The sequence below is a fragment of the Ligilactobacillus equi DSM 15833 = JCM 10991 genome, assembly GCF_001435735.1.
Lineage (GTDB): Bacteria > Bacillota > Bacilli > Lactobacillales > Lactobacillaceae > Ligilactobacillus > Ligilactobacillus equi.
The window spans coordinates 1-12,464 of record NZ_AZFH01000044.1 but is presented as its reverse complement, the minus strand read 5'-3'; the positions used below and the strand labels follow the sequence as shown (position 1 = coordinate 12,464).

5 protein-coding genes and 4 tRNA genes are annotated in these 12,464 nt (G+C 43.7%); all 9 read right to left on the bottom strand.

The window, feature by feature from the left end:
- On the bottom strand, positions 1 to 1,232 hold a 1,232-nt coding region (locus tag FC36_RS04940; RefSeq protein ID WP_156409510.1), incomplete at its 3' end, for a glucosaminidase domain-containing protein.
- 194 nt (positions 1,233 to 1,426) lie between these two features.
- Complete coding sequence (gene rpoC / locus FC36_RS04935) at positions 1,427 to 5,095, bottom strand: DNA-directed RNA polymerase subunit beta' (protein ID WP_025021387.1); 3,669 nt, start codon at positions 5,093 to 5,095, stop codon at positions 1,427 to 1,429.
- Between the two features lie 31 nt (positions 5,096 to 5,126).
- Positions 5,127 to 8,720 (bottom strand): DNA-directed RNA polymerase subunit beta, encoded by a 3,594-nt coding sequence (gene rpoB, locus FC36_RS04930; RefSeq protein ID WP_152524915.1) that lies wholly within the window; start codon positions 8,718 to 8,720, stop codon positions 5,127 to 5,129.
- Between the two features lie 276 nt (positions 8,721 to 8,996).
- Positions 8,997 to 11,465, bottom strand: coding sequence for an ATP-dependent Clp protease ATP-binding subunit (locus FC36_RS04925; RefSeq protein WP_023859470.1), 2,469 nt, complete (start codon positions 11,463 to 11,465; stop codon positions 8,997 to 8,999).
- A gap of 19 nt (positions 11,466 to 11,484) precedes the next feature.
- Positions 11,485 to 11,934, bottom strand: a complete 450-nt coding sequence (locus FC36_RS04920; protein ID WP_023859471.1) for a CtsR family transcriptional regulator — start codon at positions 11,932 to 11,934, stop codon at positions 11,485 to 11,487.
- A gap of 122 nt (positions 11,935 to 12,056) precedes the next feature.
- Positions 12,057 to 12,130 (bottom strand) — tRNA-Arg (locus tag FC36_RS04915).
- Positions 12,131 to 12,135: 5 nt separating this feature from the next.
- Positions 12,136 to 12,221 (bottom strand) — tRNA-Leu (locus FC36_RS04910).
- Positions 12,222 to 12,227: 6 nt separating this feature from the next.
- Positions 12,228 to 12,299: transfer RNA gene (locus tag FC36_RS04905), tRNA-Gly, on the bottom strand.
- Between the two features lie 4 nt (positions 12,300 to 12,303).
- A tRNA-Thr gene (locus FC36_RS04900) sits at positions 12,304 to 12,376 on the bottom strand.
- Positions 12,377 to 12,464 lie beyond the last annotated feature (88 nt).

The following is a 12,464-nucleotide window of genomic DNA, read 5'->3' as shown; positions in this document are numbered from 1 at the left end:
GATACCGTTGTGCCGAACTTGCTTGAAATTCCGTAAAGACTATCGCCGGCTTTTACCGTGTATGTCCCTGATGCAGTAGTAGCAGTTGCGGTTATCGCATCTACCTTGATGATATTACCATTTTTCAGGCCGCTATCATAAGTCCGCAAGTTGTAACTGTTCATTACACTAATCAAAGTACTAGCGTAATTAGGTGCAGTCGCGTAAGTTCCATAAACTCCATTACGTAAGTTTTGGGCTGCTTGATCTGGTGTGGCAGCATTAGCTGGGGCTGAATTAGGGAAACGTGTTAAAATCAAGGTTGCATAAGCATCCAATGCCTCTTGATAAGAAGCGTAGCGTTGGAACTTTGCATTAACCGTATGATAAGCGCCCCCATAATATTCTTGGGTTGGCATGACAATATAATTACCTGTTCCGTTCCACTTCACCCCGAATAAATTATAAGCTTGCGTCGCTAACTGACTTTGCCCCCAAGCACTTTCTACAGCCGCTTGCGCAATCATTAAGGAAGCATACACCCCGCGTGATTGGGACACAACTTGGGCAGGTTCTGTAATTTGCGCCAAGAAACGTTGCACATTGGCAGGGTAACTGGAAGTCGACGCCACCACGATTTGTGGTTGCGTTTCGTTGGTCGCAGCCGTCTGTGTGACCTTACTTTCAACTATATTAGTCGGGTCAGTTGTAACAGTAGCAGTGCTAGTTGTTGCGGTTACCTCAGATGATTCAACATCCGCTGCAACTTTAGATGTTGGCATATTTTCGGTCACCTGATTAGTCTTTTCAGTTGCCGTCACTTCTGGTGTACTAGTTGTGGCAGACTCCTCTGCAGTTACCACACTGGTAGCTGTTTCACTAGTTTCTTCAGTCTCAGGAGCAGTTGTTGTAGCTTCTGTACTAGTGGCGTCGGTCCTACTATTAGCAACTTGGCTCCTGGCAGGCGTTTCCACTGTCGCTGTGGCTACCATATCAGTATTAACTTGACTAGTTTGTGAACTAGCTTGATTATCCACCATGGTCGTAGTCAGACTTTGGTTATCATTTTTTAATGTTTCTTTATTGTTATTATCTACAGTATCCGCCGCTGCTTTATCCTTATTTAAAGCCAAGACTCCGGCCCCCATCAAGAAGGTCGTCCCTAGGTAAGTCGTGGCTTTCCTTAAACCCTTAAGTTGTTTGCTTTTAGTAGCTAATTTTCGTTGCGCTAATGTATATTTCCGGCTTTTCATTACTTCCCCTACTTTCTATGCATATTTTAATTTCGGTCATTTAATCTAATTATAGCAGACTTTTTTAGCCGTAACTTTATTTATTTTGTTAAATTTTCACATGCTCTTTTACAATTTTTCGTAATTAATTTAATATTCTTGGACATGCGAAAAAGCCTCTAAGCTCAATTAGTAAGCTTAGAGGCTTTCAAATTTTATTCTTGCACTGATTGTTCAGCTTGTTGGGCTTCTTCTAAATGATTAATCGTCATAAAGTTTGAAGCTGGTTGACCGACCAATTCAGGTTGAATTTCACGATACTTCTTCATACCAGTCCCGGCAGGAATAATCTTACCGATGATAACATTTTCCTTCAAACCAACTAATGGGTCATTCTTACCGTGGATAGCGGCATCAGTAAGTACACGTGTTGTTTCTTGGAAGGAAGCAGCTGATAAGAAACTATTAGTTTCCAAGGCAGCCTTGGTAATTCCAAGCAAGACCGGACGGGCTGTGGCTGGATTACCACCAGCAAACAAGGTCTTTTCGTTGCGGTCTTGGAAGTCATAGATATCCATCAAAGTCCCTGGCAACATGTCTGTTTGACCTGGATCCATGACCCGCACCTTTCGAAGCATTTGACGTGTCATAACTTCGATGTGCTTGTCAGAAATTCCTACCCCTTGCATCCGGTAAACCTTTTGGATTTCACGCAAGATGTAGTTTTCTGTTGAAAGGGTATCACGGATGACAATTAATTCCTTAGGATCGATTGAACCAACTGTCAAAGCATCCCCACGGTGAACGCGGTCACCTTCGGCCACTTTTAAGACGGAAGTAAATGGCAAGGAGTATTCACGAGTATCAGTTTCACCACGTACGATAACCTTCTTCACGCGTTCAGCAGGGTTTTCTTCAACAGTGATAACTTCACCAGTTACTTCAGAAACAACGGCACGCCCCTTAGGATTACGGGCTTCAATAATTTCTTGCACACGAGGAAGACCTTGAGTAATATCATCCCCGGCAACCCCACCGGTGTGGAAAGTACGCATCGTCAATTGTGTACCAGGTTCCCCGATAGATTGAGCAGCCACAGTACCCACGGCTTCACCAACTTCGACCTCGGTACCTGTAGCCATGTTACGTCCGTAACAACGTTCACAAACCCCATGACGCGTGTTGCAAGTAAAGGCTGAACGAATCGTTACCATTTCAACGCCAGCATCAACCACCGCTTGCGCTAAGGCTTCATCCATCATGGTATTAGCTGGGACAATCACTTCACCAGTTTCTGGGTGCATCACTGACTTCATCGTGTAACGACCTAAAATTCGGTCGTATAAGGATTCGATTAATTCGTTACCTTCACGAATAGCAGTTACATCTAAACCACGGTCAGTGCCACAGTCTTCTTCCCGGATAATCACGTCTTGCGCCACGTCAACTAAACGACGAGTCAAGTAACCAGAGTCGGCAGTCTTCAAGGCCGTATCGGTCATTCCTTTACGCGCCCCGTGCGTAGAAATAAACATTTCCATCACAGACAAACCTTCACGGAAGTTGGCGATAACTGGCAATTCCATGGTCTTACCGTTAGGAGCAGCCATCAAACCACGCATCCCGGCAAGTTGGGTAAAGTTAGAGATGTTACCACGGGCTCCGGAATCACTCATCATTTGGATTGGGTTAGATGGATCCATGTTAGCAATCAGCTTAGCTTGAATATCATCTTTAGCCCGGTTCCAAATTGCAATAACTTGGTTATAACGTTCATCTTCGGTAATTAAACCACGACGGAATTGCTTAGCAACAACTGCCACGTCCTTGTGGGCTTTTTCGATAATTTCTGGTTTTTCCTTCAAATCAGTAACATCGGCCATCCCCACAGTTAAACCAGACTTAGTTGATTCATAGTAACCAAGGTCCTTCATCCGGTCCAAGAGTTCGGCAGTTGCAGTCACCTTGTAGTCCTTGTAAACTTGAGCGATAATGTCGGACAAGAATCCGGACTTAAATGGCCCTACCAATTCACTAGCTGCGATGTGAGCCTTAATATCTTCACCAGGTTCCAAGAAGTACTTATCAGGTACTTTACCAGATAGGTTTTCGCTACTTGGTTCATTCAAGTAAACAAAATCTTCAGGTAAAATTTCGTTAAACATTGCTTTACCAGCAGTTGTAACCATGATTCGATCTTTTTGCCAGTCGGTAAATGGCTTACCAGCGGCAGCTAAAGCAGAGGTTTGAAGCCCAATCCGTGTATGCAAGTGCACATAGTTGTTTTGGTAAGCTGTCCGGATTTCGTTGACATCCTTGAAGATCATCCCTTCACCTTCACGGTCAGCTTCTTCAATCGTAATGTAGTAGTTACCGATTGTCATATCTTGAGATGGTGAGATGATTGGATTACCATCTTTAGGTGCCAAAATGTGGTGAGCAGCTAACATCAAGAGCCGGGCTTCGGCTTGAGCTTCGTCAGATAATGGGACGTGAATGGCCATTTGGTCCCCATCAAAGTCGGCGTTGTAAGCTTCACAAACTAAGGGGTGTAAACGCATGGCCTTACCATCAACCAAAGTAGGTTCAAAGGCTTGGATACTCAAACGGTGCAAAGTAGGTGCCCGGTTAAGTAAGACAGGGTGTTCCTTGATAACGTCTTCTAAGACATCCCAAATAGCATCGTCACGTCGATCAATCATCCGCTTTGCAGAACGGATGTTATTAGCCAATTCGCGCTTTACTAATTCACGCATCATAAATGGCTTAAACAATTCTAAGGCCATTTCGTGAGGTAGCCCCATTTGGTGTAACTTCAAGTAAGGACCAACGTCGATAACAGAACGACCAGAGTAGTCAACCCGCTTCCCGAGCAAGTTTTGACGGAAACGCCCTTGCTTACCTTTCAACATGTGTGAAAGTGACTTCAATGGACGGTTACCAGGACCTACAACGGGACGACCACGACGACCGTTATCGAAGAGGGCATCCACCGCTTCTTGTAACATCCGCTTTTCGTTTTGGACGATGATTCCTGGTGCATTTAAGTCTAATAAACGCTTCAAACGATTATTCCGGTTCAAGACCCGACGATATAAGTCGTTAAGGTCGGAAGTTGCGAAACGACCACCTTCAAGTTGAATCATAGGACGTAATTCTGGCGGAATAACTGGTAAGACATCTAAGACCATCCATTCTGGCTTGTTACCAGACTTCAAGAAGGCTTCTAAGATATCCAAACGGCGAACGGCACTAGTTCGTTTTTGACCAGTCGCTGTCTTCAATTCTTCCTTTAAGTCATCACATTCTTGTTCAAGATCGATGCTTTGAAGTAAAGTCCGTAAAGCTTCCGCCCCCATGGCTGCCTTGAACTTACCTGGGTATTGAGCTTGACGTTCACGGTATTCAGTTTCTGTCATCAAGTCCTTTAACTTGATTGGAAAATCCTTGTCAGTAGGTTCTGGTGTCACTTCAGTCACGACGTAAGAAGCGAAGTAGATAATTTCTTCCAAAGCACGAGGACTCATCCCTAAGACAAGTCCCATCCGGCTAGGGATACCCTTGAAATACCAGATGTGTGTTACAGGAGCAGCTAATTCAATGTGCCCCATTCTTTCACGACGTACTTTTGAACGTGTAACTTCGACCCCACAACGGTCACAAACAATCCCTTTGTAACGTACACGCTTGTACTTACCACAGGCACATTCCCAGTCTTTTGTAGGTCCGAAAATTCTTTCGTCAAATAAACCATCTTTTTCAGGCTTCAATGTACGGTAGTTGATAGTTTCTGGCTTCTTAACTTCACCATAAGACCAACTTCTGATTTTATCTGGTGAGGCTAAGCCAATTTGCATACTATCAAATTTGTTGACATCGATCAAAGGACCGACCTCCTTTTCTTTTTGCTTTGTCTTAAATTTCTTGCTTTACTTCTTCGTTCGCTTCAGTTGCTACTTGGGCTTCCTTAGCTTTTTCTTCTTGCTTAACTTGACGGCTGATTGCGTCGACGTTAACTACGTCATCGTCATCATCCATGTCACGTAATTCGATTTCTTGTTTGTTACTGTCTAAGACCTGCATGTCTAAACCTAAGGCTTGTAATTCTTTGACTAAGACACGGAAAGATTCAGGCACACCTGGTTGAGGAATTTGTTCGCCCTTCACGATGGCTTCGTAAGTCTTAACCCGTCCAACCACATCGTCAGACTTGTAAGTTAAGATTTCTTGCAAGGTGTAAGCAGCCCCGTAAGCTTCCAAGGCCCAAACTTCCATTTCCCCGAAACGTTGGCCCCCGAATTGAGCCTTACCACCAAGTGGTTGTTGAGTAACAAGTGAGTATGGTCCAATTGAACGAGAGTGAATCTTGTCATCAACCATGTGTGACAGTTTCATGTAGTACATAACCCCAACAGCAATCCGGTTATCAAAAGCTTCACCAGTTCGACCGTCATAAAGAATGGTCTTACCATCACTTGGTAAACCGGCTTCCTTCAAGGCATCCCAAATATCGTCATCACGAGCCCCATCAAAGACTGGTGATGCTACGTGAATACCTAATTCACGTGCTGCCATCCCTAAGTGCAAGTCTAATACTTGCCCGATGTTCATCCGAGATGGAACCCCCATTGGAGAAAGCATGATGTCAATTGGTGTACCATCAGGCATAAATGGCATGTCTTCTTCAGGAATTACGATAGAAACCGTACCCTTGTTACCGTGACGACCGGCCATCTTGTCCCCGACTTGAAGTTTACGCTTTTGAGCGATGTAAACCCGCACCATTTGGTTAACACCAGGTGCTAATTCATCGCCACCTTCACGAGTGTAAATCTTCACGTTTTGAACGATACCACCACCACCGTGAGGTACACGTAAGGAAGTATCCCGTACTTCACGGGCTTTTTCGCCAAAGATAGCGTGTAAGAGACGTTCTTCAGCCGATAATTCTGTCATTCCCTTAGGAGTAACCTTACCAACTAAAATATCGCCATCTTTAACTTCAGCCCCGATACGGATAATCCCGAATTCATCAAGGTTCTTCAAGGCGTCTTCCCCAACGTTAGGAATTTCACGGGTAATTTCTTCAGGTCCGAGCTTAGTGTCACGAGCTTCAGAGTCCATTTCTTCAATGTGAATCGATGTGTAAACATCATCCTTAACCAAACGTTCGTTGATGGCGATGGCATCTTCGAAGTTGTAACCATCCCAAGTCATGAAAGCAATCAACGGATTTTGACCTAAGGCTAATTCCCCACCTTCCATGGCTGGACCGTCAGCCAAGATTTCATCAGCATCAACGCGGTCACCTACGCGGACGATTGGTGTTTGGTTGTAGTTCTTACCGGCGTTAGAACGACGGAATTTCATTAATTTGTACTTGTCTAAAGTAGCGTCTTCACGACGAACACGAATTTCACGTGCATCAACATATTCAACTACCCCAGCGTGGTCGGCAATCACAGCGTCTCCCGCATCGTGAGCAGCCTTGTATTCAATCCCCGTACCCACGAGTGGTGCATGTGGTTGAATCAATGGCACAGCTTGACGTTGCATGTTGGCACCCATCAAGGCCCGGTTGGAGTCATCGTTTTCCAAGAAAGGAATACATGCTGTGGCCACAGCAACTACTTGCTTAGGCGAAACGTCCATGTAGTCAACTTTATCGATAGAAACTTCGATGTTTTCTTCTTCGGCACGGGCCATAACCACATCGTTAACAAAGGATCCATCATCATTTAATGGAGAGTTGGCTTGAGCCACAACGTAGTTATCTTCTTCATCGGCTGTCAAGTAATCAATCTTGTCAGTAACCTTATGAGTGTCCCATGAAACCCGACGGTATGGAGTTTCAATGAAACCGTAACGATTAACACGACCGTAAGATGAAAGTGATGAAATCAAACCAATGTTAGGACCTTCTGGTGTTTCGATAGGACACATCCGACCATAGTGCGTGTAGTGCACGTCCCGCACTTCATAGCCAGCCCGGTCACGCGTCAAACCACCAGGCCCTAAGGCTGAAAGACGACGTTTGTGCGTTAATTCTCCTAATGGGTTCGTTTGATCCATGAATTGTGACAATTGAGATGAACCAAAGAATTCCTTAATAGACGCTACTACAGGGCGAATGTTGATTAATTGTTGTGGAGTAACTGTGGCTGTGTCTTGAATTGACATTCTTTCGCGAACCACACGTTCCATCCGTGTCAAACCGATACGGAATTGGTTTTGTAATAATTCACCCACGGAACGAATACGACGGTTACCTAAGTGGTCAATGTCATCCGTAGAACCGATACCTTCTTGTAAGTTAAAGAAGTAGTTCATTGATGCCATAATGTCAGCTGGGGTAATGTGCTTGAAGTCTGCACTAATGTTACCATTACCAATCATGTTAACCACACGTTCAGGGTCAACTTGAGAATAAACCTTAATAACTTGGATAGTCATATCATCCGTTACCACGGCTTCTTCACTTGGGGTGAAAGTCATCATCTTGAAGTCATCGCGATCAAGGTAAGCCCCTAAGGTTTCCATAATTTTTTTGTCGATTACGGTACCTTCTTCAACTAAGATTTCTCCAGTTTCTGGATCAACCAAAGTTTCCGCTAAACGTTGGTCCAATAAGCGCGTCTTCAAACTTAACTTCTTGTTGACCTTGTAACGACCTACTGGTGCGAAATCGTAACGCTTTGGATCAAAGAAACGAGCAGTTAATAAGGAACGTGATGAATCAGCCGTCTTAGGTTCACCAGGACGAAGACGTTCGTAGATATCCTTCAAAGATTCTTCCACTCGTGAGTCCTCAGTATTTTTGTGTACATCTTTTTCAATGGTTAAGTTCAAGCTTTCGCTGTTTTCACCTAAGATTGAGACGATTTCTGAGTCAGAACCGAAACCTAAGGCCCGAACCAATTCAGTCACAGGTAATTTCCGTGTCCGGTCAATTCGTACGTAGGCAATATTTTTGGCGTCTGTTTCGTATTCCAACCAAGCCCCACGGTTAGGGATTACAGTGGTACCAAAGTTTTCACGCCCATTTTTATCTAATTCAGAGTTAAAGTAAACCCCTGGTGAACGAACTAATTGTGAAACAATAACCCGTTCAGCCCCGTTAATGATGAAAGTCCCTTGCTTGGTCATCAATGGTAAATCACCAAAGAAAACATCTTGTGACTTGATTTCATCTGTTTCGTGGTTAATTAAGCGTAATGTTACGTGTAATGGTGCAGAGTAATTAGCATCATGCTCCCGTGCTTCGTCAACGGTGTATTTAGGTTCTAATAACCGGTAGTTGTCGAATTCTAATGAAAGGTTACCCCCGAAATCTTCAATCGGCATGATGTCTTCAAACATTTCCTTCAACCCGTCGTTTAAGAACCAGTTGTAGGAATCAGTTTGAATTTCAATCAAGTTTGGTAATTCCAAAACTTCCTTGATTCGTGAGTAACTTCTCCGTACACGGTGCTTGCCGTATTTTACTAAGTGTCCTGCCAAGTTGTTCACCTCTCCAAAAATTTACTGTGCTTTTTTACCAAAATCAAATATTACATTTGTGTTACAAAACATTTTTTAAACGCAATTTAAGTGAATTTTGGCAAAAAAAAACCAAAAACAGTCCGGAATAACAACGTTAACCTCACTATTTTTGCTTCTTCTTTCCTTATCAACGGACAATAGATCGCTAATAAAGTCTAAATTCACAGTTTTTGCATCTATATATGATAACAACTAACTTTCATTTTGTCAATATAAAAGAGGAAGTTTCCTTCCTCTCAAAAATTATTCTAAAGTTAATGCCAATTGTTCAGGATTCTTAATGTTTAACGTAATTTCACCTTTTGAAGCGCCAATCGTTACTTGACTGCCAACCTCAATGCGCCCCTCTAATAAAGCGTCACTTAACAAATCTTCAATCTTACTTTGTAATGCACGGCGAATTGGACGCGCTCCATATTGTGGATCAAATCCTGCCTTAGCAATTACATCAATGGCGGCCGGAGTTAGCTTCAAATTAATGTTTTGTTCCTTGAGACGCACAACAATTTGCTTAGACATCTTCTTAACGATATCGTGTAATTCCTTCTTACCCAAGCTGTGGAAGATGACAACTTCATCAATCCGGTTTAAGAATTCTGGGCGGAAGTGCTTCTTGAGACTTTCTTTAATTTTACTGGACATGGCGGCGAAATCTTCACCTGGCTTGCTGCTAGCCCCAAAACCAACCGACTTTTCATCACGTAAGGCAGTCGCTCCTAAATTAGACGTCATAATAATAATGGTATTTCTAAAGTCCACGCGACGACCCTTGGCATCCGTTAAGTAACCATCATCTAGGACCTGTAAGAGTAAGTTGAAGATATCAGGGTGAGCTTTTTCCACCTCATCTAAAAGTACCACCGAGTATGGCTTATTGCGGACCTTTTCTGTTAGTTGGCCCCCTTCTTCATAACCTACATACCCTGGAGCAGCCCCAATCAAACGACTAGTAGCAAATTTTTCCATGTATTCACTCATATCAATACGAATCATAGCGTCTTGAGAACCAAATAAGGATTCTGCCAGGGTTTTGGCTAATTCGGTCTTCCCTACCCCAGTAGGGCCCAAAAACATGAAGGAACCTAAAGGACGGTTCGGGTCATTTAGACCGCTACGCGCCCGACGCACAGTTTTGGCCACTGCTTTGACCGCTTCATCTTGACCAATCACTCTTTGATGGAGTACCTTCTCGAGACGTAAGAGTTTTTCACTTTCGCTCTTGGTCATTTGTTGGGCCGGAATACCGGTCCATTCTGCCACTACCTGAGCAATATCTTCCCGCGTCACTTCTGGCCACTGTTTTTGTGAACCTTTGGCGACTTGCTTAGCTAACTTTTCTTTGAGTTTCATTTCTTCATTACGAATCAACGCGGCTTGTTCAAAATCTTCACTTAATAATGCCTCGTTTTTAGCTTGAGCTAACTCTGCTAATTTTTGCTCAGGACTCAAGCTGGCCTTGCGTAATTTCTTTTCAGTTGCTTCAATGCGTACTTGCGCACTAGCTTCATCCATTAAGTCAATAGCCTTATCTGGTAAGAAACGGTTAGTAATGTAGCGACTACTAAATTCAACAGCAGCCCTTAAGGCTTGATCGGTTAAGACTACCTTGTGGTGGTTTTCGTAACGTTCCTTCAAACCTTGGAGAATTTCTAAAGCTACCGTTTGGCTTGGTTCCTCTACGTTAACACGGGCAAAGCGCCGTTCCAAAGCAGCATCGGATTCGACATACTTTTGATACTCATCTAAAGTTGTAGCCCCGATAACTTGGACTTCTCCCCGTGCAAGAGCTGGTTTTAAAATGTTGGAAGCATCAACAGACCCTTCAGCCCCCCCAGCACCAATTAAAGTATGGAGTTCATCCACAAACAAGATGACATTGCCATCCTCATAGATTTCATTAAGCACACGCTTCAAACGGTCTTCAAATTCTCCCCGGTATTTCGTCCCGGCTACCAAGGAACCCATATCCAACATCATAATCCGCTTGGCCTTAAATTCATCCGGCACCTTGCCGGCTACAATCCATTGAGCCAAGCCTTCGACAACTGCAGTTTTACCGACCCCTGGTTCCCCTAAGAGAACCGGGTTGTTCTTGGTACGACGACTCAAAATCCGAATGGCACGCCGAATTTCTTGATCACGACCAACCACAGGGTCAACTTTTTTATCTCGGGCTAAAGCCGTTAAATCACGGGCCAACTCATCTAAAGTCACAGTTTGACCTTGCTTTTGAGCTTGCTGAGCCTTGCGAGCTTTGCGCACTTGAGCCGGACTAATTCCTAATTGGTGGTAAATAACTGAGTACATCCGCTTCAAATCGACCCCTAAGTTCACTAAAATACGTGCCGCTAAGGCCGATTCATCTGACAACAAGGCTAATAAAAGATGTTCAGTACCGACCTTTTCACCATTAGTAAGTTTAACTTCTTCTTTGGCCTTTTCTAAAATGTAACGTCCCTTAGGTGAGTAAGGAAGATAAGCATTACCTTGACGCTTGAGGTTACCATATCCGGTTAGGTGTTCAATTTCTTCCCGCACGTCAACGGCATTGACCATCATTTGTTTTAGGATTCCCGCAGCCAAACCACTATCTTCAATGGTCAAAGCTAATAGGAGATGTTCGGTTCCAATGGCCTGGTGCTTGAAAAAAATCGCTTGCTGTTGGGCTAATTCTAGAACCCGACTCGCACTTGGTGTATATAAATCATCCATCTTTTTCCCTCATTTCATCTTAATTGCTGTATTTTAAGCGTTCTAAAATGGCCTTGAGAATTTGCGCCCGCAAACCATCATCAGCCACAGTCTTTTGGTCTAAGGTCGCCAAAATTAAATTCGCTTCGCGCTTACTTAAAATTTGATCATCGTAGAGACCCTGAATAATCTTCCAGGCTTGCTTAGTACTGATTTGCTCTCCAATATAAGCTAACAAGGTTTGGAACATTTCCGTATTATCAACCAAATTAATTTTGGCAATACGGATATACCCCCCACCTCCACGCTTACTTTCCACTAAGTAGCCATTTGGTAAGGTAAAACGCGTTTTTATCACATAATTAATTTGTGAAGGCACACAATCAAAGCGACGTGCAACTTCAGAACGCTTAATTTCTACCGCATTAGCATCATTTAAAATTTCTTTTAGATAACGCTCAATAATATCTGAGATATTACGCTCTTGCATCAACGGGCCTCCTTTTCTTTGACTAATGTTGACTTTAATTATAAAGGTAAACCAACCTTAATTGCAAAGAATTTAGCTTCGAAGACACAAAAAAAGCTTGCTAAAGCAAGCTTTCATCGCGATGCACCTAGCAGGAGTCGAACCTGCAACCTTCTGATTCGTAGTCAGACACTCTATCCAGTTGCGCTATAGGTGCATAAATGCCGAGGACCGGAATCGAACCGGTACGGAGATCACTCTCCGCAGGATTTTAAGTCCTGTGCGTCTGCCAGTTCCGCCACCCCGGCATTAAGAGCGGAAGACGGGATTCGAACCCGCGACCCCCACCATGGCAAGGTGATGTTCTACCACTGAACTACTTCCGCATAATGCCGACTAGAGGATTCGAACCTCCGACCCCCTGTTTACAAGACAGATGCTCTGCCAGCTGAGCTAAGTCGGCTTCATTTTCTTAATGCAAATTATTTAAATGTTAATGAGTCGTGACAGGCTCGAACTGTCGACCCTCTGATTAAAAGTCAGATGCTCTA

Bases quoted from the DNA above. Each gene is read 5' to 3' on its own strand.
- FC36_RS04920 (WP_023859471.1), bottom strand. From the start codon at position 11,934: ATGCAAGAGCGTAATATCTCAGATATTATTGAGCGTTATCTAAAAGAA.
- FC36_RS04925 (WP_023859470.1), bottom strand. From the start codon at position 11,465: ATGGATGATTTATATACACCAAGTGCGAGTCGGGTTCTAGAATTAGCC.